The sequence below is a fragment of the Yersinia thracica genome (genome assembly GCF_902170565.1).
Taxonomy (GTDB): domain Bacteria; phylum Pseudomonadota; class Gammaproteobacteria; order Enterobacterales; family Enterobacteriaceae; genus Yersinia; species Yersinia thracica.
On record NZ_CABHXX010000034.1, the window covers coordinates 75,514 to 99,757 of the forward strand.

Here is a 24,244-nt window from a genome sequence, read left to right on the forward strand (position 1 = left end):
TTTGAAATTAATGTGTCTTCGGAATAAAGACGGTAAATAAGGTGCCGCGTGGCGGATTCTCTTCTATCGTAATGGTGCCGCCACTTTGCTGCACATAGGTGGCGACCAGATACAGGCCAATGCCGTGTTCATCTGAATTTTTAGAGCTGATACCCCGTTCGAACAGGCTATCTTGAAATTGTGGGTCGATACCGCACCCGTGATCGGCGACTTCTAAAATCACATCATCACCTTCATCGGACAGATAAATTTCAACGTGTTTATCACCCTCAGGATTTTTGAGGCTCGCCTCAAAAGCATTATCCAGCAGATTCCCCATAATGGCAGCCAGTTCATTTTCGCCGATAGTGGCGGGCAAATGATTTAACTGGCAGCCGGGGACAAAATTCAAATTCAGCCCTAACTCCTTGGCCCGATGGTATTTACCAAATAATAACGCCGCAATTTGCCGGTTATCAAATGCGGTGCGTAACATATCAATCAGCGCTTGATGAGAAGAGGATTCGGTTTTGACCATTTCCAGTGCCCGATCAAACTCTTTCATCTGCAACAGCCCACTCATGGTCGACATCCAATTGAGATGCTCATGGCGCACAGTGCGCAGATTTTCGACATATTGTTTAATCTGGCTGAGTTGGGCACTGAGAGTATGAATATCATCCTGACTGCGAAAACTCACCACCCAGCCTTGAAAAACCCCCTCTTCTGACCAGATACCCGCTCGGTTGGCAATGGCATTCAAACCATTTAAGGTACACAGTTCATCCTGGCGATTATCACCACTTTGATCGAGGAAGAAGTGGTCAGGAGCAACCACCTCACTGACTTTGCGACCAATCAATTGCTGTGGCGTGGCAGAGATGCGCAACATTTTACGCGCATTTTGATTGATTGCAGTGATCTTGCCCTCAGGATCAACCGCTAACAGCCCCTCAAATACGGCACCGAACAAAGCTTCTTGCTGGCGCAACACGCGGGCTATTTCTTTCGGTTCCATCCCCATCATTTGGCGGCGGATATGGTGAGCAAATAGCCATGATAGCAGTAGCAATATTCCCAACACGAAAAGAAAAGAGTGGGTGAGTGGCAACAAATAAATTAACCGCCAGTGGTCTATTTTGCTGATCAGGTAACCCAAAGAAACCACACCAATGATTTTTCCCTGCTCATCGCGGATCGGGGTTTTAGCCCGCATGGCTTCGCCGATAGATCCTTTACCGAAAATAATGTAGCTCTCGCCCCTTTCCAATGCGCCGGGTTTAGTCCATTGCATTGGGTGGCCAATCATTTGCGGATTAGGGTGATAGAGGCGAATGGACTGAGTATCTCCAATCACCAGGTAATCAAGATCCGAACTATTCCCCAGCCGGTCGACAATGTGGGCTAATTGGGCTTTATCGCGATGTTTAACCGCATTCACGACGGAATCCATTGAGGCGATTATTTTGGCCTGATTCATTGCAGTTTTACTGACTTGATCCAGCAGATATTGCTCAAAATTATGGCTGAGAAAGCGATCCAGTGCCCCGACCAACAGAATAGAGACGGTTAATAGCAGCAGAAATATGCGCAGTGGAAAAGCCATGTTTTGCAATCGGCTCCATATCCGGCTGCGCCATTTTAATTTGCCTGATGTGAAGAGATCGGCAGAGGGGGTCGACACATTACTCACCTTAATTAACATATGGGTTATTGCACTGGCATTAACATAAGTTAATTCAGTCAATAATTAAATAGCTAAGAGAAATAAAAAAATATATTAATAATTAAGAAAATTAAAACCATTAAATAAATTATATTTACTCTATTATATGTGAAACAGGTCAATTAATCGCGCTATTTTTATGTTTAGCATGTGTGCACAAATTAATTAAAATTAAAAATAAAGCCATGTAAATTTATTTTATCTTGTTGTTTTTATGTAAATTTTTATTTAAATAATGAGTAATTGTTTATTTCATTACTGATTTTTTAACTTGTTTTTTATTTGTTATGTAAACGTTATGGTAGAGAGTGAATTATGGATACGGTATTTAGTCTAATTAATCGTTCAGACCATCAGCAGATTGCAGAAATAACCCGTTTCTTGCGTGCGAATGATCTGAATATAGATACCACCGTTGAGGTGTTTATTACCGTAAGCCGTAATGAAAAACTGCTGGCCTGCGGTGGTATTGCCGGCAATATTATCAAATGTGTGGCAATCAGTGAGCAGGTGAGGGGCGAAGGGTTGGCGCTGACATTAGCAACAGAGCTGGTCAATCTGGCCTATGAGCGCCATCACAGCCATTTGTTTATTTATACCAAAACTAAAAATGAGAGCTTATTTAAAGCTTGTGGCTTTTATCCTATAGCCAGTGTCCCGGACATTGTGGTGTTGATGGAAAATAGCGACTGCCGTTTATCGCGCTATGCCAAACAATTAAGTCAACTACGCCAGCCGGGGCAGAAAGGTTCGCCAACACCATGAGCACTCATCTTGACGGCTTCTCGCCGAATATGACGGTGGTGGCATTGGTGTTAGTGTTCTATTTCTCCCACTATCTGTTCGCGAGTTTGTCTGCCCATACCGCCACCATGCTGCCGGTGATTTTAGCCGTGGGTAAAGGGTTGAGCGGGGTGCCAATGGAGCATTTATCCATGTTGTTGGTGTTGTCTATCGGGATCATGGGGGTTTTGACCCCGTATGCTACCGGCCCTGGCGTCATTATCTACGGCTGCGGCTATGTGAAATCGAAAGATTACTGGCGGCTGGGTGGGATCATGGGGGTGTTCTACATTAGCATGTTGCTGCTGGTGGGTTGGCCAATAATGAGTTTATGGTATTGATTTAGAGGTGTTTTTTATGTCGGGCTAGTCAGCGGCCCGACATATTTATGATAGATGGCGAGCTGACGTGTTAGCCGGTGTAGACACCAAAGACTCTTGGCAACCACAGCGATATTGCTGGAATATACGTCACCAGCATCAGCACCAAGAACAGTGCGCCGTAGAACGGCAACATGGCTTTTACCACCTGCTCAATTTTCTGTTTACTCACCGCACTGGCAACAAACAGCACTGACCCCACCGGCGGTGTAATCAGGCCAATTCCCAGATTTATCAGCATAATCATACCGAAATGCACCGGATCAATGCCCAATGAATTGGTGACCGGCATCAACACTGGCGTCAGTATCAAAATCAACGGGGCCATGTCCATCAAGGTGCCAATCAGCAGCAACATGATATTGATACACATTAAAATGACGTATTTATTATCTGAAACCGAGGTAAAGAACTCAGTGATACGCTCGGGTAATTGCATATAGGTCATGATCGCGCCAAAGCTGGCAGCAAAGCCGATTAAAATCATCACGATAGTGACGGTTTTTACCGTGCGATACATCAGCTTGGGTAACTCTGACCATTTGTAATCACGATAGATAAACATGGTGACGAAAAATGACCATAAACAGGCAATAGCGGCGGATTCAGTGGCAGTAAACACGCCAGAAAGAATCCCGCCCATGATGATGACCACCGTCATCAACCCCCATAATGTGTCGACAAAGATTTTAAGCGCCTGACGGAACGGCACCCGCTCACCTTTGGGGTAGCCCCGCTTATAAGCAAAACCGACACACATTAACATCAGGGTAAAACTGAGCAGCAGACCCGGCAATATCCCAGCAATAAACAGCGCCGCGATCGAGACAGTACCGCCGGTGGCTAATGAATAAATCACTGAATTATGGCTAGGCGGCGTCAATATTGCCTGAACTGAACCACTGGCGGTCACCGCTGCCGCAAAGTCACGTGGGTAACCTTTTTTGTCCATTTCCGGGATCATCACCGAGCCAATAGAGGCGGTATCCGCCACTGACGACCCTGAAATAGCACCGAAAAAAGTCGAGGCGACGATATTCACCAGTGAGAGGCCGCCACGGATAAATCCGACGAAAATATAGGCGAAACTCACCAGCCGCCGCGCAATTCCCCCCTCGGCCATAATGGCACCGGCCAGAATAAAGAAAGGAATAGCCAATAATGAGAATTTGTTGACGCCGCTGGTAATTTGAATCATTACCGCTTCCAGCGGTAAATCAATCCAAAATGCGCCAGCAATGGCACTCAAGCCGACGGCATAAGCCACCGGTACACCGATAGCCAACAAAATGGCCAAAGTAAAAACTAAAATAAATGCGTCCATAAGGCAAAGTTCCCCAAATTATGAATTGCCAATCATGACTACCGGGCGGTGGGTCTGCGAGCCGAAGAACAGGCGCTCGATAATAAACAACAGGGTAATTGCAGAGCCTACCGGCAGAGGAATATAAGTTTGCCCGGCGGTCAGTAATGGGAACTCCGCCACGGGTTGTGACCAAAGTTCGCTACACAAAATAAAGCTGTAAACCAGAATAAACAGGCTGATTAATATCATCAGCAAATCCACCAATATCAGGCAGATTTTTTTACCCGCTTCAGAGAGCCGGTCGGTAACCATGCTGACGGCAATATGCGAACCCGAACGATAACTGGCCGCAGCGCCGACAAAGGTAAATGTCACCATGCATAAAATAGCCACGGGTTCGGGCCAGGATAAACCATCGTTTAGGACATAACGGGTGAATATCCCAATGGGAATAACTGCAACCATAATAATTAATGCAATACCCGCCACCCAAACTGACAGGCGATATAAAGCATCCATCGTTGATAGATAAGAGCGAGCCATAGCGGAAACCTCAGATTACCCTTCGTCCTTGGCGCTGCAGCAGTGTTAGCGGCGTTTGTTCATCCGAATCACTTACTTTTGTGTAAGCTCATCAGAATTGATTTATTTTCCGTCTTGCTGCAACACCAATGACTTTGGGTATATATCGATGGTATTAAAATTATTAATACCGCCAAAAGAATATTATTTGACCGCGTTAATTTGCTGGATTAAGTCTTGATAATCTTTGCCAAATTCATCACGTACCGGCTGAGTGGCTTGGTAATAATAGTCATGATCGATTTCATGATATTGCACGCCGCCTGCTTTCATTTTGTCATGAGATTGCTGCACATAGGCTTGCCATAATACCCGCTGTTCTGCTTGTGCTTCTTTTGCCAGTTTCAGAATGGTTTGTTGATCTTCAGGAGATAATTTATCCCACTTAACTTTAGAATAAAGGAACAATTCTGGAATAATAAAATGGCCGCTCAAGGTATAGTTTTTAACCACTGGCAAGTAGTTATGCGCGACAAAAGTTGGCTCGTTATTTTCGGTGCCATCAATAACCCCGGTTTGCATCCCGCTGAACACTTCACTGACACCCATACTGAGTGAATTGGCCCCCATTGCTTTTAGTGTTGCCAGTGCAATAGGGCTGCCCTGCACTCGGATTTTCATGCCTTTGAGATCTTCTGGTTTAATGACCGGCTGTTTGGTTATCAGATTACGGGTGCCCGCATCCATCCAACCGAGGAAGACTAATTTTGAATTTTTATTGTTAGTGATTTTATCGCCAATTTCCTGACCAATCTTTCCATCAAGCACTTTATGCAAGTGATCTTCATCGCGGAACATATAGGGCAGAGTAAAGACACTGATCTCCGGTAAAATAGACGCCACCGGGGTCATGGAAACACGAATAATATCAATGGCTCCCATTTGAGCCTGCTCTATCATTTGTTTTTCATCACCCAATACCCCGCCGGGGAAAGTTTTAATTTCCAATCGCCCGTCAGTCACGGTCTTCAACTTGTCACCCATATTTTTAACCGCTACGACATTGGGATAATCTTTAGGATGAACATCGGCAGCTTTAATTTGCTGGGCGGCGGTTATTTGGCTAAATAAAATAGCAGCAATAGCCAGACAGAGTGTTGGTAGCGGCTTAGGAAATTTCATAGAGAATTTCATTCAGTGGTCTCCAGAAGTCATTAAAATAACAGGTAAAAAGAGATTATTTCTAATAATGGAATAGTTATATAAAAGGGCTATTCCTTTATCCCCAGGGTGATAAACCTAGCGGGTTACATTTGCTTTTAAATTGACCAGTGTCACAGAAAAAGAAATGACAGGAACTGCGTTTCAATAATTGTGAAGTATCATTTCATATTGTCTTATGATCAATCGACCGCGTGGCGATAGATATGATTTATCGGGTTATAAATGAGGCGCAACTTGAAGTGGATAACGTTTTAGTTCACATGGCGAGGTTCTGATGTTGTGGCAAAGGAGGTTAACTACTACTATAAAACGCCATTAATTAAGATGATTAGGATAACCTGTGACGTCGGTATTTATCCGTAATTTTACCTTTGCTGCATTACCCGCTACCGGTCTGAATGACCAACCCTTGTTTCATGGGCTTTTGGCTAAATGTGATTTTGATGTGAATGAATATCGGGATGAGCTGTTTACCGTCTATGGCATCGCGTTTCCGGGCAGTTTACAAAAAGCGGTGGCTAAACGGCGCGCCGAATATCTGGCCGGGCGTTTTGTTGCCAGGCAAGTTCTGAATATGCTGGAAGTGCGTGATTATCCGCTAGCGAATGGCATCGATCGCGCACCATTGTGGCCGACCGGTTTGATTGGCAGCATTAGCCATAATAATCAACGCGCTTTGTGTACCGCGCAAATAATAACATCTGCCGCTGAGCCTTTAGAACCCCAGCGCCGCTTGCATGGTATTGGTTTGGATATAGAAAGTTTAATTCCTGCTGAAAGAGCCGCCAACCTGTGGCCAGGTATTCTCAGTGAAGAGGAATATCAGCATTTTCACGAGGGTCCATTACCTTTTAACCACTTGCTAACACTAGCTTTTTCCGCGAAAGAAAGCTTATTTAAAGCAATATACCCACAGCTTGGACGGTATTTTGACTTTCTTGAAGCAAAGTTGCTGAGTTACTCGTTGGACACGGGGCGTTTTGAATTACAATTGTTACGAGAGTTAAGTGGGGATTTTTCCGCAGGCCGTTGTTTTACTGGCTGTTTCACATTAAATGATAGCGATATACAAACACTTATTGCTTACTAATTCTTATGCTCTCGTCCCTTGTCATTATTTTAAATTCTTTTTAGTTGGAAAGTTTAATGGGAATAGACTAAATATTTAGCTACCAAAAATATTTATTGATAGGACATCATGAAATATATAGTGCTATTATTTTTCATCTTGTGTGTAGCCTATGTGCATTTCCGTGGGAAAGTGCGTTATAGATTCTGGCGTCAGCTCTCAGACCATTCGACATTTGTTTCGCCGATCAATGTCTTTATGTATTTATTCTCACGCGTGCCCACCACGCCCTATTTAAAGCAGGATCTTTTCCCCGAACTGACCGTATTGCGAGATAACTGGTTAAAAATTCGGGAAGAAGGTCAGGCGTTAATGAAAATCCAGCAAATTAAAGCATCGGATAAATATAATGATGCAGGTTTTAATTCTTTTTTTAAAACGGGCTGGAAGCGCTTTTACTTGAAATGGTATGAAGATAGCCACCCATCGGCAATGACATTGTGCCCACACACCACCACATTATTACAAGGATTGCCATCGGTGAAAGCGGCGATGTTTGCTGAGTTACCAGACGGCAGCCGTTTACCTCGCCACCGTGATCCTTATGCGGGGTCTTTGCGTTACCACCTTGGCTTAATAACGCCGAATGATGACCGCTGCTTTATTGATGTTGATGGCACCACTTATAGCTGGCGTGACGGTGAAGGAATATTGTTTGATGAAACCTATATTCATTATGCCGAAAATCACAGTGGGCAAAACCGGCTCATTTTATTTTGTGATATTGAGCGCCCGATGCGCTATCGCTGGGCGCAATGGATTAACCATTGGTTGGGCCGTAATTTAATGAGTGCCGCCACTGCCCCCAATGAAGAGGGGGATAGAACCGGTGGGGTCAACCGAGCTTTCAAATATATCTATGCGGTACGGAAGGTGGGTAAACGTTTAAAAGCCTGGAACCGCACAATTTATTATCTGATTAAATGGATTTTATTTGGTGGTATTGCTGCATTGATTTTTTATGCGCTGTAATACTTTTTATGCGCTGTAATACTTTTTATGTGCTGTAGTACTTTTGACACGCTGTAGCACTTTTTACGCGCTGTAGCACTCGCCCGCAAAACAACCCAATCATCAAATAGCCCACTGAGGTTTCCTCTAGTGGGTTTTTCTTTAAAATGGGCTTCTCAAAAGAACACTATGGCGAGACTTAGGGCGTCTTTGCAGCGACCCTCTCCACAGCGGCTGGTTATAAATATTTTCGCTTTCAGAACGTGCAGGTATTACGGGCTTTGATCCGCTCTTTGCTGATGGGATGAACAAAATGTAGCTCACTGGCATGCAGCATCAGCCGCGGTGTCTGTTCGGTGCCGGGTAGCAGGCGGCCACCATACAAGTCGCAGCCCCAAATAGGGTGGCCCAACTGCTGGCAGTGGATGCGGAGTTGATGAGTGCGCCCGGTCTCCGGGGTGAGCTGTACCCGCGTCAATGGCAATAATCTATTGTCTTCCAGTTCGTGATAAAAGCGCTCAATGACCTGATAGCGGGAACGGGCGGGCTTGCCGTTGATTGGGCAAATCGACATCAGCGGGAACAGTGCTGGGTCTTTGGCAATCGCCGCGTCTATGATTCCTTCGTTGTCGTCCAGATGTCCACAAAGCAGCGCGCTGTACACCTTGGTTACGGTGCGCTGACTGAACTGTTGGCAGAGGGCAGCATTAATCGCTTTATTGCGGGCAATGACCATCAGCCCGGAAGTCCCGAAATCAAGGCGGTGGACCAGAGTGCAGCCGGGGAATATTTGTACCAGTCGATGATGCACCGAGTCGAGATTTTGTGGATTTTTCCCCGAGAGACTGAGTAGCCCAGTAGGTTTATCGATAAGCACCAGATGATCGTCATGATAGAGAATCTCTATCTTGTCATGGCACGGCGGGGCAATAAAGGTATCGTAAATCGTAGACATCAGGCTGCCCGAAGGGAGAATGGGGGGGGATAATAACTAACTTTCAGCCAGCTGGCGAATCTGGCCGCCGATGGCGATAACCGCCCACTAGCAATAAAGTAGCAAAAAGCCCGCTTAAGTTTCCTTAAGCGGGCTTCTCTAATATGGCTCCTCTGACTGGACTCGAACCAGTGACATACGGATTAACAGTCCGCCGTTCTACCGACTGAACTACAGAGGAATCGTGTGAACGGGGCGCATGATATCTAGCATGCCCGATACTGTCAACGCTAAAGTGGTACATTTGGCTCGACTGCTCAGCATCTGAGCAAGACAGCGAGAGATAATGGCTAAATCAGGTAAATTCGCCATTTTATGCCTTTATGGTTTAAGGCGTTGAGCCAATAACTAATTCAGTGGATGCAAGATCTCGGCGTTTTTATTATCGTTTTCCCACCGTTTTAGTCTGGCCAGCGGGTCTTGACGATAAAAAGTACAGAAATGCTGATAAACCGCCGGGAAACGGTTTTCCAATAGCTCGGGCGCACTGAAAAAGTATTCGGATAACACCGCAAAACATTCAGCAGGATCACTGGCGGCGTATGCATCCATACTGGCAGCGTCGACACCCACCATATCTATCTCATCTTGAATATTATCCATCGCCTGATGTAGGTCATATTCCCAGGCAGCAACATCACGCATGGCAATGGGTGGCACGCCGTTTGAGTGACCGCCATTGCGCATGTCCAGCTTGTGGGCAGCCTCATGAATAACCAAATTAAAACCTGATAAATCAAACGAGTCCTGAATATCTTGCCAATTCAGTACAATCGGCCCCTGTTCCCAACTCTGACCGGACTGCACTGTTTGCCCAGTGTGGACCAAGCCCGCATCATCTTGCCAGTCGTCATCAACCACAAAAGGGGACGGATAAATCAGCACTTCATGGAAACCATCCAGCCATTTAGCTCCCAATTCCATCACTGGCAGGGCGAATAACAGTGTTAGGCGGGCCTGCATCAACGGCGTTAATACTAACCCTTGCAGTGGTAGTAGGCGTTTTTGTTGCAGCAAATGGCTGGCGACAGAAACCAGCCGCTGTTGCTCCTCGTCACTTAAAGGTGCCAATAGAGGGATATTCAGCGCTTCACGCCACTGTGCAAGCCGCTCCGCTTGCGGTTGATTTGCTTTCCACAGCCACTTAATCATCAGGTTGCTCACAAAGTGATAATTCGAACGTCTAAAGCAGGGAAGTGTTGTTGTAAACATGCCGTAAAAAGGGGCATGAACGCAACCGTTTCATGAAGAGATACCCGAGAACTTGAAAGGCCCGCCTCGCAAACGGGTAAGAATATCCGCTTTCTGAGGGGTAAAACGCCTCATGCTCTTTCATTATTCAAGCACTTATAGAAAAAAAATTCAGCGATCTTTATCACAGTAAGTTGGCAAAGCAAGGCGATAAATAATACATCCGGATTGCTCATTGGTAATTGTTTGTTGGTAATTGTTTGTTGATACTTAGGCCTATAGTTAATCATGGGCTTGAATTATTTGCCCCAAGGAGAAAACTATTCGCGGCTTAACCGGTTCACTCACCCTATTGGCGGCAGTTTTTATGTCGTCGAGTATTGCCTATGCAACGACGGCCACACATCAAATTTATGATGCTTCCATGATATTCACCCCACAAATCAAGACCAGCGCAAATGACCCTATCAGTGTAGCTCTCCGCCATTTTGAGCAAACTGAATCCTATCAGGTTAGAGTGCGTTCTCAGTCGGTGCAGGGGGACTTAACTGTGATTCGTTACAGTTACCGTAAGCCGGGATATGTGCGCATGGACTTCACCGAACCCCATAATGGCGCGGCGCTGGTCTATGATCCAAGCAGTGGCAAAGTGCGATTATGGCCATTCGGAATAAATAGTTTACCGGTGCTGAGTCTGTCGCCGACCAATAGTTTGATACGTGATAAAAATGGTCATCGTGTGGATCAATCAGATATTGGGACGTTGCTCAGTCATATCCGCAGCCTACAACAAAGCGGTGAGACGGCTATTCTCGGTGACGAAGTATTAGCACAGCAGCCGGTATTGCATCTTTCGGTAACCGGCCCGGCTGGCGTCACGGTGGATAATGTGCATCGCTATGATGTTTGGCTGGAAAAGAGTCAAAATTTTCCTGTCAAAGTAGTGAGTTATGGCGCAGATGGACAGCAACTGGAAACCGTAGTAATGGACGCCATGATAGTCAATTTGCACTTTCCTGAGCATTTTTTCACCCCTTAATACGGAGTCTGGCAGCATGGCTGAGTACCGGTTTTCGACCATCTGGCGAGTTGAGGCTCCGCTGCAAGCCGTATGGGATATTCTTTGCCGTCCGGATTTGTGGCCGAGTTGGTGGAAAAGTTTGGAGCAGGTTGTCGAGATTGAAAAGGGTGATCTTAATGGCATCGGCGCATTGCATCGCTATATCTGGAAAGGTGTATTTCCATACCGAGTAACCTTTGATATTCATGTGTTAACAATCAGTCCCTTGCAGTTGCTGGAGGGGCAAGCCAGTGGCGAGGTTGAAGGTATCGGGCTGTGGTCATTATTTTATGATGGCACTGACACTATTGTCCGTTACGACTGGCATATCCGTACCAATACGCGCTGGATGAATCACCTGTCCCCCATAGCGGCACCGCTTTTTCGCTGGAACCATAACAGTGTTATGCGCGAAGGTGCCAAAGGGTTGGCACGGAAATTGGGGACGCGAGTGGAGGTCGGGTGATTGCTGTGGGCTAATTAATGGCTGTCGCAGTGGTCGGCACGCAGCATTTCTGGGATCACGAAGCTTTTAAAGGGGCATCCAGTGAGGTCGAAAAGCTGGGAGGTAAAGTGGTCGCGGTAGACGGCGGGCGGGAATAATCAAGTGCATGCCGATAATCATGATATTTTTCTGGCACGTAAAGTCGATGCAGTTATCAGTATGTTGGCAATAAAATCTGTAAAGCGGAATTATTATAAATAATAATTGAGTATTAAACTGGTGGTTAATATATTTCTCCTGTGGAGAAAAGCGGAGTGAGATATAAAATTAAAACAGAGTCGTAAAAAATAGATTTTTATTTATTTAATTGATTTTGCTTGTATTTTAATTTTTATTTGAAATCATTTCTTCGAGATATTCTCTCGTTTTTTCGCAATTAAACGTAGATTAAGAGAATTTATTTGCCAAAATCACGCCATGATTAACTTGCGTGTAAGACCTTTCCTACATTAAATCAGCCTACAGTCTTATATACAAGGAATGTCTCAAAACGTCTAATGGCAGCATAAATTTTGAATCCATATTTTGATTTGGGTCAACCAAATAGAAAATGAATTCAACTCCCAGGCACCAGGCCTATTAACGTTTGGGTATCGCAACGCGATAAACACTATATCAGGATTATTTAAATGAAAAAGCAACTGGCTAAACTTACTGTACTGTCTTCTTTAATTTTTGGTATTAATGCTGCCAATGCAGAAGCACCGACTGCAGAATTAAAAGTAATAGGTACGCTGACTGTGCCAAGCTGCACTATCTCTCCTCCGGATGAGGGTGTTTACGATTTTGGTAACCTGTCTTCATCTTTAGTTAAATCAGGTACTGCGACTACGGCCCTGACGCCGATGACTAAAACCTGGACAATAAGCTGTGATGCAGAAACTTACCTGAACTTTACACCAGTGGATAACCGCACTGCCTCTGCTAGTGTTGCGGGAACAACTAACTTCGGTATGGGTAACGTGAATGGCACTGGCAAAATCGGTTACTACACTGCACAGATGAAGAGTGCCACTGTTGATGGTAAAACATCTAACGTCTTCTCTTCCGCGACCTCAACCTTTGTTGTGGCGACAACGGCTCCGCTGACAACCGGCTTGCGCACCGGTTGGTCATCTGCTGCTAACACCCAGAGCACCGGTAAAGTGTTTACTGCTGATATTACTGTTAGCCCGATCTTGGCTGGCACCACGACGATGGGTGGCCCGATCACTGAAGATGCAGAAATCGACGGTTCATTGACGATGAACTTTGCATTCGGTATCTAAATAACCTGCTCGTCACGGTATAAATTGAGGGCGGATTTTTATTTCTGTCCTCAATTTTGCCTTAAAACAGAGGTATGGATAAGTGTTGACAATATTAATATATTGGAAGGACTCATCATTTTATGAAAACGCATACTTTCAAATTAGCTCTTTTCACCTTATTAATTCTATCTGTCACCGTACAGGCGGCACCGCCTTCTGCTGAATTAAAAGTGAAAGGAAAGATTGGTATTCCAACCTGTACTATTAATGCCCCTGATGGCGGTATTTATAATGTCGGTGAGATTTCATCGAGCCAGATAAAAAGTGGTACAGCAGTAACAGTATTGCCGTCGATCACAAAAACCTGGACAGTCACTTGTGACAGCGTGACGTATCTAAGCTTAAACGCGATTGATAACCGCAAATCCTCTGTTAGTGATAACACCGGTATCCACAATTTCGGTTTGGGTTTTGTGAATGGCCACGGGAAAGTGGGTTTTTATAAAACCACCATGAGTAATGCCACTGTTGATGGAGTGAGCAGCTTACTCTATTTTATTGATGCTAATAACATATTGCAGGGCGGACATACTTTAGAGACGCTCACCAATAATTTCCGCTTTGGCTGGTCTGAAAATGCGACTACAGCAAAAGCAGGTAAAGTATTCAGTGCCGATTTTACGGTAATACCGACATTGGCAGGCTCAACTACCATGGGTGGGGCTATCACTGAAAATATCAATATTGATGGTTCAGCGACCATGAATTTTTCTTTTGGTATTTAATTCATAAAAATCTTATAAATCAGGCTGTTTTCAATTTTTAATAGTCTGGTGTGTTTTTTTTTTGCATAAAGCCATATTTTCTATTAACCCACCCGTTTTCCTTATTTTTAGGACACCAATGTGTTTGCGCGTTGTGTTGCGTTTTCATTTACAGCATTCCTTTTATCTCTCTTCCCTGTAGCGGTTTTCTCCGCAACAAAAGAGGGCGCAGTGGCATTTGACATAAAAACACTGGAAGGTTTGGGGTATTCGGCGGAGTTAGCAGATTTTTTCAGCAAAAAAGATAAATTTTTACCCGGTCAGCATGATGTCACCATCATTGTGAATGCCAATAAAACCTATCATATTGAAGTGACCTTCGACAGTGAGGGGAATTTGTGTGTAGACCGAAAGTTGCTGATTGCATTGAAGCTACGCCACAAAGACAGTGGCGACAGTTGTGAAAATATTGAAGCCTTATGGCCTGGTGTGGCTATAAAACTATTTCCCGGCCAATTCCGGGTGGAAATGACGTTGCCCCAAGAAGCATTTGATCCTGAGATGGAAGGCAGTGATTACCAAAGTGGCGGTCATGCATTATTACTGAACTATAATTTGTTTGGTCAGCGAATTGAGAGTAATAGCGATAATCTTAATTTATTCCAAGGACAGTTTCAGCCGGGAATTAACTTTAATAACTGGGTACTACGTAACCGGGGCACCTATACCTATAATCAAGGGGTAGGCCATTACGATAATCAGGAAACCTACGCATTACGCGCGGTGGAATCATTGAAATCAGTGGTGCAGTTAGGTGAATTTGGTTTAGTCGGTGACACATATTCCGGCTTGCCGATCGCTGGTGCCCAAATATATTCCGATAATGCTCAACTGAATAATACACAGTTGGTGGTGCCCATTGAAGGAATTGCCAATACTAACGCCACCATTGAGATTCGCCAGCGCGGACGGGTTATTTACCGCACCGTCGTGCCACCGGGGCCATTTTCGTTGTCTAATATCAGTAACTTTTCCAGTGGGGTGGTTACGGATGTTAATGTTATTGAAGAAGATGGTACCCAGCAGCATTTTACCGTATCGAATGCGCTGGATCCTAACTTTGAACAGCAGGCAACGACCTACCAACTGGGATTAGGCCGTTATCGCGATAGTCTGAATGACAGTGAGAGCAAGTCGCCACTATTGGCATCGGGTGAGATGTCTTTTAACCCGATGAGCGCATTGCGTATGACCTCTGCTGGGCTGCTTTCCCCTGATTATCAAAATATTAATGTACAAAATCTTTATAGTGGGCTGGAGAATGCCTGGTTTTCGGCAGCGGCAAGTTACTCTAATACAAAAGATGTCGGGCAGGGTTACCAGTTCACCTTACAAAATCAGGTCGCAATTAACGGCAATTTGAGTGCTTCATTGTCGACAGTATATGACTCATCAAGTTATTGGTCGCCGGATAATGCCCTGAGCAGCGGCAATAATCTGAATGACTTAAAGTACGGTAAACTGAAGAACTCGACCTCGGCAGCGATGACGTGGGCGCATCCTCGCTGGGGCGCTTTTTCCTATGTTTTGTCTAATAATATGTATTATCAGGCGGCTGATAGTGTTTCACATACATTCTCAGCAAGTGAACAATTTGGCCGGGTGACCACGACGCTAAGTTTTCAATCCACTTCGCAGGGGCAAAATGCGCTATATGTGGGCATCACTATGCCATTGGGTAACGGATCGCTCAGTGGTCGGATGCAGCGTAATAATGGCAATATGACCTTAGGTAGCACTTATCAAGGTCGTTGGGGAGACAACAAAGGTTATCAGTTTGGTATAACTGGTAGTGATAGTCAGCGGCGTATTAATGGGGCCATGAATATGAACTCGGCGTATACACAACTGGCCGGTGGGGTTTCTCAGGCAACCAACAATAGCCGCTCAGCTTATGTTTCTGCCAATGGCTCAATGGCTTATGCCAATAGCACTTTTGCCACTTCTTCGTCAGCAATTGGTGATACTTTTGCGGTAGTGAATATACCGAGTCAGTCTAATTTGCGTATTTCGTCGCCCAGCAGTGGCACATCGATTACTGATTATGCCGGGACGGCATTATTACCCTCGGTGATGCCATATACGGCATCAAAAGCACAAATAAGCACTAAAACATTGCCACTGAATATTCGCCTTAACAGTACCAGTGCCGATTTGAAAATGACACGTGGCACCGTCGCCACCCGTAATTTTGAAGCAACAGAAACTCGTCAATTATTACTGAGTATTCGTGATAGCGATGGTGAAATGTTGCCAGTGGGGGCTAATGTGCTTGATGAAAAGGGTAACTTCCTGGGAACCATTATTGGTGATGGCAACTTTATGTTGGAAAACAAAGCGATTGGTGCAAGTTTACGTGTTAAAGCCACCAATCGTAGTGAATGTGTGGTGAGTTATGTTGAGCCGGATAAGTTTGATCAGGATGCATTATATGAAGTTGCTGACGCTGTATGTCATTAATTTTTAAATTGTCGAGCAAGCAGATACTCAGTGAATATTTTTTAGACATAGGATCTATTATGAAAAATACGATGGTTAGTCATGACAGTATGAGTGCAATGGCTGCTCGTACTCATATTCTTAAACGTGTTAAATCGTTTTTTATGTTCAATTTACTGGTGTTGTTAAGCTGCTGGAGTTTGGCATCTAATGCATCTTTCAAATTAGAAAGCACCACGGTCATTTTAAAGGAAAGTGATGGCCGCACCAGTTTCACTATTGAAAACACCGCGGCGAACCCGATCTTGCTGGTGACCAAATTGGTTGACTTAGAGGGTAAAAATCTGAGTAAGCAAATTTTGATTTCTCCGCCGGTAACACGCATTGATGCCGGGCAAAGTCAGCAAGTTAACTTTGTATTAAAGAAAGGCACGGTACTGGATTCAGAAGTATTGTTAAAAGCTTCATTTGAAGGTGTAGAACAGGTACCGGGTAATGCGACAGTGATGCCAATTCGTCAAGAAATTGGTTTTCTCATTCAGCCAAATGCTGTGCCACAGATTAAAACCCCTTGGCAGGAATTGGTTATCTCTACATCCGGCAACAACTTGATTATTAAGAACCCGAGCAAACATGTCGTTCGCCTTGGCCCGCAGGTAATTTTAGTGCCGAGCAATGAAGTTGTTCCTTTAGGCAGCCCTTATATTATGCCGGGTGCCACCAAGCAATTCGCGATTAAGTCGTCACCTACATCAGTTAAAGTTACCCCACTGAGCCGCTATGGTTTTGTGCAACAGGAAGTGGCTGTTCCTGTTTCGCGCTAATCAGAATGAGTGAGTTCGTCAATGCGAAAGGCGGCCGATAATGGCCGCTTTTTAATTTGTACGGAGGCCGGTGTACTCAATGGCACTTTGGTATGGGAGTGCCGCCTTATTAGTGGGAGGGCCAGGGTTGCGAATGGATGTTGCACCAGTGACTGACTTGATTGCCGTGCGGTAAGAAATCATTATCGGCAAAGAGAATGAAACGGCACAGTATCAGTGCTGTTTTCATTAATCAGGGAACATAAAGGGCTAATGGTCTTTTTTCTTGCCAAAAATCTTTAGTAAGGCGCCAACGGCACAACCAATCACTACACCTAAAATGACCCATTCAGTAAATGACATATTCAGACCCTTTTATTCGTTTGGCATGATTATATAAACTATTCCCTACTTGTCCATGCCTGGGCAATTCAACATTGATAGCTCCACGGCTTTACAGCTTCGCTAGCATCTCTCGGGTGACCAGTATAATTCCACTTTCCGAACGATAAAAACGGCGAGCATCTTCACCCGTATTTTCACCAATCACCATGCCTTCGGGGATAATACTGGCGCGGTCTACGACACAGCGATGCAGCCGGCAAGAGCGCCCCACATTGACGTCGGGCAGTAATACACAAGAATCGATATTACAGAATGAATTGACTCGCACCCGAGAAAATAACACCGAGTTGACCACGACTGAGCCGGAGATAAAACAGCCGCCTGACACCAACGTATTCATGGTCATACCATGGCTGCCAGAGCGATCTTGTACAAATTTTGCCGGTGGCAATGGCTCGGCGTAGGTGCGTATCGGCCAATGTGAGTCATACATATCTAATTCTGGCGTGATAGCAGCTTGGTCGAGGTTTGCTTGCCAATAGGCATCTAATGTCCCGACATCACGCCAATAATCAGGGGTGAAGTGGAAACACAAGATAATGAGAACGGATGCGCCCAAACATGGCCCTGTTCGGTGATTTTCGGCAGAATATCTTTGCCAAAGTCATGGCTGCTGTTTTCGTCCGCGTGATCGCTCACATAATCGGCTAATTATCATTCTAACAATGAGAAGCGAATCAAGTTTAGCGTGTTCAGGTTGAAATTTTTCGTCAACCTATTCCATGGATGGAGTGGTATTACTTTCCACATTGTGAGGTTTGTGATCCTCGGCCATACTCGAGAGGGCAAAAATATTCGTAGTTTTAATAAGGATATAAAATTATGACAATAGCAAAAGAATATCTGTGGTTATCTGCACTCACTTTGGTGCTCAGTAGTTTTATGCTAAGTGCCGCACCGCTTGCAGCACAATCTACCGGCTACACTCTGGAACGCGTGGTGATTTTGAGCCGTCACGGTGTTCGCTCCCCGACGAAACAAACACAGTTAATGAATGATGTTACACCGGACAAATGGCCTCAATGGCCAGTAAAAGCGGGCTATTTAACGCCGCGGGGGGCCGAGTTAGTCACCTTAATGGGCGGATTTTATGGTGAGTATTTCCGCAGCCACGGGCTGTTGCCGACGGGGTGTCCGGCAGACGGGGCCATCTATGTGCAGGCTGATGTTGATCAACGAACTCGCTTAACCGGGCAGGCATTTCTGGACGGTATAGCCCCGGATTGCGGCCTGAAAGTACATTATCAAGCTGATTTGAAAAAAATTGACCCGTTATTCCATACCGTCGAGGCGGGGGTATGTAAATTGGATCCAACGAAAACTCATCAGGCTGTTGAAGAACGATTGGGGGGGCCATTAAGTGAGCTGAGCCAGCGTTATGCCAAGCCCTTTGCTCTAATGGGCGAGGTGCTGAATTTTGCGGCTTCACCTTATTGTAAGTCATTGCAACAAAATAGAAAAAGCTGTGATTTCGCGACTTTTTCAGCAAATGAAATCAACGTAAATAAAGAAGGGACAAAAGTTTCATTAAGTGGGCCACTGGCGCTATCGTCGACATTGGGTGAAATTTTCCTGTTACAAAATTCGCAGGCCATGCCCGATGTCGCCTGGCACCGTCTCAGCGGTGAAGAAAATTGGGTTTCATTATTGTCACTGCATAATGCACAGTTCGATTTGATGGCCAAAACCCCTTATATCGCCCGGCATAAAGGAACCCCACTATTGCAGCAGATTGATACGGCATTAGTGTTGCAGCCTGATGCTCAGGGACAAACTCTGCCGCTGTCACCGCAAACTAAATTGCTGTTTCTCGGGGGGCATGACACCAATATTGCCAACATTGCCGGTATGTTAGGAGCTAATTGGCAATTACCGCAGCAGCCCGATAACACCCCACCAGGCGGAGGGCTTGTTTTTGAATTATGGCAGAATCCGGATAACCATCAGCGCTATGTAGCGGTGAAAATGTTCTATCAAACGATGGAGCAGTTGCACAATGCAGATAAGTTAGACTTGAAAAATAACCCGGCAAGAATTGTTCCGATTACCATTGAAGGCTGTGAGAACGAGGGTGATAATAAACTTTGTCAGCTTGAGACTTTCCAAAAGAAAGTCGCCCAAGTGATCGAGCCTACATGCCATATTTAGGCTGAAACCATTCGGAGTGAATGAATATTATCCAAACAAGTCAAAAACTCACAGTGTAATAGGATTTTGCACTGTGGGTTTGTTATCTGTAGTTATTAGCAGTGACTTATTAGGAGTAATACTATATAAATAAAAAACTGGGGCTATCTGTTAAATATAGATAAGCCCCGAAAGTAAGTGACAACATCAATAAGACAATGTTTCAATTAGCGGAAGCACTACAATTTAAGTATTATTAACCTAGTCTGACTAAATCGAAAGGCACATAGCGTTCACCGGTATGCAGTAGCTCTACAACCCGCTCCCGTTCAGCTTGTATAGGTGCCAAACCATCGGCATGAATAGCCTTCGCTACGTCAATTTCTCCTGTTTGTGCGACCATAACACGTTTGCCAGGAATAATTTGGTTTCTATTTCTGTCATAGACCTTAACCATATTAACCTCCAATAGTTATCTGATAAGGTTCAACAGGTGTCGGGTGTAAAGTTCACACCTAAAATCAAACCAATATCTAAGATATCAACCTATTGTTAACATAAAATCTAACAGTTAAATAACTTTCACATATAGACTTCGCTCGATAAGGTCAATTTGTTTGCCTCAGTTCAAGCTATTATGGAGTTGGCTTACATTCTGTGAAAAATGATATTTATTTTTTTAGCAGGGATCAAGTCGTATAAGCATTTTTTTATCAGGTATAGGCTGGAATAAAAAATCCGCTTTGTCAGCGGACTTTCTGTATACAGTCGGCAAGCACCAGCAATGTGCTATATCAGTGACTTCTGCGTTAAAGATTCCAGTATTTTTAGTGGAGATTGTTGAGGGTTTTTCATCCCTGCAACAGGCAACAGGAAAGTTTGTTCCAACATGAATTGCCCGCCCATCGCCGCGTGAGGCGTTTGATCTGAAAAACAGATCCAGCTGCTACCTGCTGGGAAATCAATGGCTTGCTGTAGACCATTTTTTTGGTAATCAGAGTCTGACTTCATTTTATCGTGCAGTTGAAGCATTAAATGGTCGTAATGGCTGCGGCGGCGCTTGGTTATCCCGATTTTATGCTGCAACCAACTGCGGATAGGGGAATAGCTGTCAAGTTGCGGTAAATAGCGACTAGCTAATTGCGAAAAATCTTCCCCTACACGCCATGCACGGGGTTGATTATGAGGGTTGATATTGGTGAAGATTCGGATGATTCGCTCACCATAATTAGGCCGCGAAGGGAAAGCATCCACATGCAAGCGGCTATCATCTTTACGCCAAGATGTTTTATCACGCCAGGCCGTAACCGGGTGCAAACGTAGGCTATTAGTCGGACTGTGCAGGGCAGAGATATAATCCGGCAGTAATTGATTCACCAGACTGAGGCAATACTGATAATAACGCTCGAGCAATTGACGGGTTAATGTCACTTTGCTTTCATCAGTGACGCCGGTTAGTGTACCTTCCAACGGCTTAAAGCTGATATTTTTACGTTTTACATCTACCAAGGCGGGGTCAAGCAGTTGCATTTCCTGTTCACTCAGCTCAAATGCCAAATGAGGTAGAAAAAGAACTTTACCTTGCTCCAGCGCCTCGACGGCACTGGAGTTTTGCGCGTTATCTTGACCCCAACGGGTATAGGGGAGCGTAAGAATCGATGAATTCGACACGTGGCTTTGATTATTACTCATCAGCTATTCGCTTTTATATATTAATTATGCCAAGAATAACTTTTTATTATAGATAAAATGAGGGCTAGGGTACAGATTTCAAATTTTACCTTCCTTGGACGACTGCATTAACGGGGGAAACCGCCGTATAATTGGGGATGATTTAACAATTGAGGTCTGGATTTCGGCGTGTTCTGACCAGCGGTCAATAATCGTATCCAATTGCCCCATTGAATGAATATATAAACGGCTAATGAAGCAGTCGTCGCCGGTCACTTTGTCACACTCAACACATTCAGGTGTTTCCTGAATCATTTCTTCAGTTATCCGTAGCATTCCTGCCCGGGGTTTGACCCGAACAATAGCCTGCAAGTTATACCCGAATGCCTGTTGATCCAAATCTAGTGTGTAACTGCGGATAATATGACGTTCTTCGAGGCGTCGTAAACGTTCAGAGGTACTGGGGGAGGAGAGATTGACTTGCTGTGATAGATCCTTCAAAGATATCCGTGCATTTTTTGCTAAAATGGTAATCAACTGTTCATCAATCTTGTCCATGCCTACCCGCCTTTTATGATTAGAAACAATAGGATCATTATAGGTGTCATTTTAATATGTTAACGACATTTCCCTACTAAATATAATGACTTTGATGAATAAAAGGAAAGTTTTGCTAGCGTTAGTCGCATCAGCAAAGGCTTGGGCAATATTGTCTATTTAAGCAGTAATACCTGCCACTACGGATTTATCTTTGAGAAAGTAGAATTAATACACAAAAGTATATCCCCTACTGGGGTTGGCAGAGGGGAAGGTCATGCTAGATCGTTGTGACTAATGCCTGATCGCGGAGGTACTGGTCAACGATACAGTTTGATTCGACTCATTGGTACGCATAGATTTTTTTTGCAAATAGGCTAAATCATAGACATCATAAAAGTCTATTTCACCTTTATTGCTAATAATATGTTTAAAGCGGATTTTAAAATCATCGCTGATATCCTTACTATTTAATATTTCATCAATTGCTTGTGTTGATAGCGCACGGCTAAAGAACCATTCACCGTTATAGCAAACACGTAAATCAAGAATACCAATATCGTCGAATTTAAATACGGGTTTGATTTCCATCATGAGAACAGCAGACATCAAAACAAAGAAAACAGTGAAGGCAACCATATAGCCAGTGCCAAAGTAGGGTGTTAAGTACATTAAAATCAAGACAAAAAAGTATGATATTAGCATCGCGAGGCAAAGGTAGGGGTGCTTGTAGACAAAATCGCTGTTAAATTTTAATCGACCATCTCTTTTTTCTTTCTGATTTATTCTTGCGATGTCGTCGGTTAATATTTTTTTAATTATGTCCATAATGATAACCTTGTAATTAATAACTCATTAAAGTTAAACCATAATAGTTTGTTATAGTTTAGCATGGAAAGCTAAATTTAAAGTATATCAGTTTAAGGAAATAGTTAGCAAAACTGTTATAGTTAAATAGACAATAGGGTGAATATGTTATTCATTCATCAGATGAAAACAATCGTTTTTTTTGCAATTTCACCTGATGAAATTTCATAGTGGGGATAATTATAGCGCTGAACAGCCATCAGTGGTCAGGACAATTTTACCGATATGCGTACTGCTTTCCATTAATTCATGGGCTTTAGCGGCTTCTTTCAGTGGGAATGTCTGAAATATCAGTGGTTTTATTTGACCATTACACAGCAATGGCCAAACGTGTTGCTCCAGTTCTTTGGCGATGAGCGCTTTTTCTGTCACAGTACGCGAGCGCAATGTGGATCCTGTGTGTGTTAGACGTTTTAGCAACATTAACATCAAATTCAAGTCTTTGGCATTCCCATTTTGAGTGCCAATCTGCAGGATACGACCATTCATTGCGGCAGCTTCATAATTACGTGCGACATAATCACCAGCAATTAAATCGACAATAACATCGACACCTTTCCCAGCGGTGACTCGTTTAGTCTCGGCAACAAAATCGTCAGTGTGATAATTAATAGCAATATCTGCACCTAATGCCAAGCATGCCTGACGTTTCTCTTCTGACCCCACGGTGACGATAACTATTTTTGCGCCAAATGCTTTGCTCAGCATTATTGCTGTAGTCCCAATACCTGAAGAGCCACCGTGAATTAAGACCGTTTCACCAGCGGTAAAATGGCCCCGTTGGAAGAGGTTAGTCCATACGGTAAAGAAAGTTTCGGGTAACGCCGCCGCTTCAATTTCAGTGAGGTTAGGTGGAATAGGTAAAGCATTGCTTTCATGTATTACGCAATATTGGGCATAACCACCACCCGCGATTAACCCACACACTTTGTCTCCAATTTTAAACCGTGAGACATCAGCCGCAACCGCAACCACGACACCAGCAACCTCTAATCCCGGAATATCGGAGGCACCTGCTGGTGGTGCATATTGTCCACGGCGTTGCATGACGTCAGGGCGGTTAACTCCTGCTGCTGAAACCTTAACCAGCACTTCACCTGCAGCTGGCATAGGTGTCGGGCGATCTACGGGGACTAAAACTTTGGGGCCACCAGGTTGAGTAATTTTGATTGTGACCATGTTCGTTGGGAGATGAGTTAACAATGTCATAATAATCCTCTTGTAACATGAAGATACTGAGTCAGAAGCTATGCTTATGACTGAGTGATTATCTTAGTCCCGTAATGCAAATAATTCATGGAGTGAATGTGCTCAACTTATGACACATATGAAAAAGACAAAATCATCACGGGGGAGCAGAAGATAAAAAAGCGCCCAACTTTATGGGGTCAGTTCAGGTGGGTGGGCGCATAAATTTACAAAGGAGTACTACATGTATGACTCATTGCATGGCAATAATCGGACTAAGAGATGTTTGGAACATAATGATATTAGGGGTGTTTCTCTTGGTCCGATATAGGTATTAATCCGAAATCATGCATTAACCCAGTGACAAAATAAGCTTCTCGTCT

At 44.3% G+C, this 24,244-nt stretch carries 20 protein-coding genes, 1 tRNA gene and 4 pseudogenes; 12 read left to right on the top strand and 13 right to left on the bottom strand.

The genetic code is table 11. The features are described from left to right. Nucleotides 1–7: 7 nt before the first annotated feature. Nucleotides 8–1,684, bottom strand: coding sequence for a sensor histidine kinase DpiB (dpiB, locus tag FTA91_RS05425; protein WP_186366602.1), 1,677 nt, complete (start codon nucleotides 1,682–1,684; stop codon nucleotides 8–10). A gap of 336 nt (nucleotides 1,685–2,020) precedes the next feature. Between dpiB and FTA91_RS05430 the strand changes: the two are divergent. After that, a pseudogene (locus tag FTA91_RS05430) lies at nucleotides 2,021–2,452 on the top strand ([citrate (pro-3S)-lyase] ligase); the annotation flags it as partial. Between the two features lie 2 nt (nucleotides 2,453–2,454). Next, nucleotides 2,455–2,829: pseudogene (locus FTA91_RS05435) on the top strand (anion permease); the annotation flags it as partial. 70 nt (nucleotides 2,830–2,899) lie between these two features. Here the strand turns inward: FTA91_RS05435 and FTA91_RS05440 are convergent. The 3 genes from FTA91_RS05440 to FTA91_RS05450 form a co-directional block, all read right to left on the bottom strand. Then, nucleotides 2,900–4,192 (bottom strand): TRAP transporter large permease, encoded by a 1,293-nt coding sequence (locus FTA91_RS05440; protein ID WP_050114237.1) that lies wholly within the window; start codon nucleotides 4,190–4,192, stop codon nucleotides 2,900–2,902. A gap of 18 nt (nucleotides 4,193–4,210) precedes the next feature. Next, on the bottom strand, nucleotides 4,211–4,717 hold the full coding sequence (locus tag FTA91_RS05445; protein WP_050114235.1) for a TRAP transporter small permease: 507 nt from the start codon (nucleotides 4,715–4,717) through the stop codon (nucleotides 4,211–4,213). 183 nt (nucleotides 4,718–4,900) lie between these two features. Then, nucleotides 4,901–5,878 (bottom strand): TRAP transporter substrate-binding protein, encoded by a 978-nt coding sequence (locus tag FTA91_RS05450; protein ID WP_050114368.1) that lies wholly within the window; start codon nucleotides 5,876–5,878, stop codon nucleotides 4,901–4,903. A 382-nt stretch (nucleotides 5,879–6,260) separates the two neighbouring features. Here FTA91_RS05450 and FTA91_RS05455 point away from each other — a divergent pair, with 382 nt between their 5' ends. Both FTA91_RS05455 and lpxO read left to right on the top strand, forming a co-directional pair. Then, nucleotides 6,261–7,010, top strand: coding sequence for a 4'-phosphopantetheinyl transferase family protein (locus tag FTA91_RS05455; RefSeq protein WP_050114234.1), 750 nt, complete (start codon nucleotides 6,261–6,263; stop codon nucleotides 7,008–7,010). A 108-nt stretch (nucleotides 7,011–7,118) separates the two neighbouring features. Continuing rightward, entirely contained in the window at nucleotides 7,119–8,021 is a 903-nt protein-coding gene (gene lpxO, locus FTA91_RS05460; RefSeq protein WP_145583022.1) for a lipid A hydroxylase LpxO, read from the top strand. A 235-nt stretch (nucleotides 8,022–8,256) separates the two neighbouring features. On the opposite strand, the gene FTA91_RS05465 is transcribed toward lpxO, so the two are convergent. The 3 genes from FTA91_RS05465 to mtfA form a co-directional block, all read right to left on the bottom strand. After that, complete coding sequence (locus FTA91_RS05465; RefSeq protein ID WP_145535447.1) at nucleotides 8,257–8,955, bottom strand: RluA family pseudouridine synthase; 699 nt, start codon at nucleotides 8,953–8,955, stop codon at nucleotides 8,257–8,259. A 144-nt stretch (nucleotides 8,956–9,099) separates the two neighbouring features. Beyond that, nucleotides 9,100–9,175: transfer RNA gene (locus tag FTA91_RS05470), tRNA-Asn, on the bottom strand. Between the two features lie 167 nt (nucleotides 9,176–9,342). Further along, the gene (gene mtfA, locus FTA91_RS05475; protein ID WP_145535445.1) at nucleotides 9,343–10,146 is read right to left on the bottom strand and encodes a DgsA anti-repressor MtfA; all 804 of its coding nucleotides are present in this window, start codon (nucleotides 10,144–10,146) and stop codon (nucleotides 9,343–9,345) included. Between the two features lie 406 nt (nucleotides 10,147–10,552). Between mtfA and FTA91_RS05480 the strand changes: the two genes are divergently transcribed. The 7 genes and pseudogenes from FTA91_RS05480 to FTA91_RS05510 all read left to right on the top strand — a co-directional run bounded on the left by FTA91_RS05480 (nucleotide 10,553) and on the right by FTA91_RS05510 (nucleotide 17,087). Next, a complete protein-coding gene (locus FTA91_RS05480; protein WP_050114227.1) occupies nucleotides 10,553–11,224 on the top strand; it encodes a DUF1571 domain-containing protein in 672 nt (223 codons plus the stop codon). 16 nt (nucleotides 11,225–11,240) lie between these two features. Continuing rightward, nucleotides 11,241–11,711 (top strand): SRPBCC family protein, encoded by a 471-nt coding sequence (locus tag FTA91_RS05485; RefSeq protein WP_145535442.1) that lies wholly within the window; start codon nucleotides 11,241–11,243, stop codon nucleotides 11,709–11,711. A 17-nt stretch (nucleotides 11,712–11,728) separates the two neighbouring features. Next, nucleotides 11,729–11,942, top strand: a pseudogene (locus FTA91_RS05490) (ABC transporter substrate-binding protein); the annotation flags it as partial. Nucleotides 11,943–12,379: 437 nt separating this feature from the next. Beyond that, on the top strand, nucleotides 12,380–13,018 hold the full coding sequence (locus FTA91_RS05495; RefSeq protein WP_050114224.1) for a DUF1120 domain-containing protein: 639 nt from the start codon (nucleotides 12,380–12,382) through the stop codon (nucleotides 13,016–13,018). Between the two features lie 122 nt (nucleotides 13,019–13,140). Next, nucleotides 13,141–13,785: a DUF1120 domain-containing protein gene (locus tag FTA91_RS05500; protein ID WP_145535436.1), complete on the top strand. Its 645-nt coding sequence runs from the start codon at nucleotides 13,141–13,143 to the stop codon at nucleotides 13,783–13,785. A 120-nt stretch (nucleotides 13,786–13,905) separates the two neighbouring features. Then, nucleotides 13,906–16,284, top strand: coding sequence for a fimbria/pilus outer membrane usher protein (locus tag FTA91_RS05505; RefSeq protein ID WP_145535433.1), 2,379 nt, complete (start codon nucleotides 13,906–13,908; stop codon nucleotides 16,282–16,284). A 71-nt stretch (nucleotides 16,285–16,355) separates the two neighbouring features. After that, nucleotides 16,356–17,087, top strand: coding sequence for a fimbria/pilus chaperone family protein (locus FTA91_RS05510; protein WP_408065633.1), 732 nt, complete (start codon nucleotides 16,356–16,358; stop codon nucleotides 17,085–17,087). A gap of 433 nt (nucleotides 17,088–17,520) precedes the next feature. Here FTA91_RS05510 and FTA91_RS05515 read toward each other — a convergent pair. Next, nucleotides 17,521–18,104, bottom strand: a pseudogene (locus FTA91_RS05515) (GlgC family sugar phosphate nucleotidyltransferase); the annotation flags it as partial. Nucleotides 18,105–18,293: 189 nt separating this feature from the next. Between FTA91_RS05515 and FTA91_RS05520 the strand changes: the two are divergent. Further along, nucleotides 18,294–19,619: an AppA family phytase/histidine-type acid phosphatase gene (locus FTA91_RS05520; RefSeq protein WP_050114218.1), complete on the top strand. Its 1,326-nt coding sequence runs from the start codon at nucleotides 18,294–18,296 to the stop codon at nucleotides 19,617–19,619. A gap of 235 nt (nucleotides 19,620–19,854) precedes the next feature. Here FTA91_RS05520 and ydfZ read toward each other — a convergent pair whose 3' ends face one another. From ydfZ to FTA91_RS05545, 5 genes are all read right to left on the bottom strand, one after another. Further along, nucleotides 19,855–20,055 (bottom strand): putative selenium delivery protein YdfZ, encoded by a 201-nt coding sequence (ydfZ, locus tag FTA91_RS05525; RefSeq protein ID WP_050114216.1) that lies wholly within the window; start codon nucleotides 20,053–20,055, stop codon nucleotides 19,855–19,857. A gap of 332 nt (nucleotides 20,056–20,387) precedes the next feature. Continuing rightward, nucleotides 20,388–21,290 carry a Kdo hydroxylase family protein gene (locus tag FTA91_RS05530; RefSeq protein ID WP_186377344.1) on the bottom strand — a complete coding sequence of 301 codons (903 nt, stop codon included), beginning with the start codon at nucleotides 21,288–21,290 and terminating at the stop codon, nucleotides 20,388–20,390. A gap of 78 nt (nucleotides 21,291–21,368) precedes the next feature. After that, complete coding sequence (locus FTA91_RS05535; RefSeq protein ID WP_145535430.1) at nucleotides 21,369–21,827, bottom strand: Lrp/AsnC family transcriptional regulator; 459 nt, start codon at nucleotides 21,825–21,827, stop codon at nucleotides 21,369–21,371. 273 nt (nucleotides 21,828–22,100) lie between these two features. Further along, entirely contained in the window at nucleotides 22,101–22,634 is a 534-nt protein-coding gene (locus FTA91_RS05540) for a YlaC family protein (RefSeq protein ID WP_050114212.1), read from the bottom strand. Nucleotides 22,635–22,853: 219 nt separating this feature from the next. Beyond that, complete coding sequence (locus FTA91_RS05545) at nucleotides 22,854–23,882, bottom strand: NAD(P)H-quinone oxidoreductase (RefSeq protein ID WP_050114210.1); 1,029 nt, start codon at nucleotides 23,880–23,882, stop codon at nucleotides 22,854–22,856. Nucleotides 23,883–24,244: the final 362 nt, after the last annotated feature.

Bases quoted from the DNA above. Each gene is read 5' to 3' on its own strand.
- dpiB (WP_186366602.1), bottom strand. From the start codon at position 1,684: ATGTTAATTAAGGTGAGTAATGTGTCGACCCCCTCTGCCGATCTCTTC.
- FTA91_RS05440 (WP_050114237.1), bottom strand. From the start codon at position 4,192: ATGGACGCATTTATTTTAGTTTTTACTTTGGCCATTTTGTTGGCTATC.
- FTA91_RS05445 (WP_050114235.1), bottom strand. From the start codon at position 4,717: ATGGCTCGCTCTTATCTATCAACGATGGATGCTTTATATCGCCTGTCA.
- FTA91_RS05450 (WP_050114368.1), bottom strand. From the start codon at position 5,878: ATGAAATTTCCTAAGCCGCTACCAACACTCTGTCTGGCTATTGCTGCT.
- lpxO (WP_145583022.1), top strand. From the start codon at position 7,119: ATGAAATATATAGTGCTATTATTTTTCATCTTGTGTGTAGCCTATGTG.
- FTA91_RS05465 (WP_145535447.1), bottom strand. From the start codon at position 8,955: ATGTCTACGATTTACGATACCTTTATTGCCCCGCCGTGCCATGACAAG.
- mtfA (WP_145535445.1), bottom strand. From the start codon at position 10,146: ATGATTAAGTGGCTGTGGAAAGCAAATCAACCGCAAGCGGAGCGGCTT.
- FTA91_RS05480 (WP_050114227.1), top strand. From the start codon at position 10,553: ATGTCGTCGAGTATTGCCTATGCAACGACGGCCACACATCAAATTTAT.
- FTA91_RS05485 (WP_145535442.1), top strand. From the start codon at position 11,241: ATGGCTGAGTACCGGTTTTCGACCATCTGGCGAGTTGAGGCTCCGCTG.
- FTA91_RS05495 (WP_050114224.1), top strand. From the start codon at position 12,380: ATGAAAAAGCAACTGGCTAAACTTACTGTACTGTCTTCTTTAATTTTT.
- FTA91_RS05500 (WP_145535436.1), top strand. From the start codon at position 13,141: ATGAAAACGCATACTTTCAAATTAGCTCTTTTCACCTTATTAATTCTA.
- FTA91_RS05510 (WP_408065633.1), top strand. From the start codon at position 16,356: ATGGTTAGTCATGACAGTATGAGTGCAATGGCTGCTCGTACTCATATT.
- FTA91_RS05520 (WP_050114218.1), top strand. From the start codon at position 18,294: ATGACAATAGCAAAAGAATATCTGTGGTTATCTGCACTCACTTTGGTG.
- ydfZ (WP_050114216.1), bottom strand. From the start codon at position 20,055: ATGGTTAAGGTCTATGACAGAAATAGAAACCAAATTATTCCTGGCAAA.
- FTA91_RS05530 (WP_186377344.1), bottom strand. From the start codon at position 21,290: ATGAGTAATAATCAAAGCCACGTGTCGAATTCATCGATTCTTACGCTC.
- FTA91_RS05535 (WP_145535430.1), bottom strand. From the start codon at position 21,827: ATGGACAAGATTGATGAACAGTTGATTACCATTTTAGCAAAAAATGCA.
- FTA91_RS05540 (WP_050114212.1), bottom strand. From the start codon at position 22,634: ATGGACATAATTAAAAAAATATTAACCGACGACATCGCAAGAATAAAT.
- FTA91_RS05545 (WP_050114210.1), bottom strand. From the start codon at position 23,882: ATGACATTGTTAACTCATCTCCCAACGAACATGGTCACAATCAAAATT.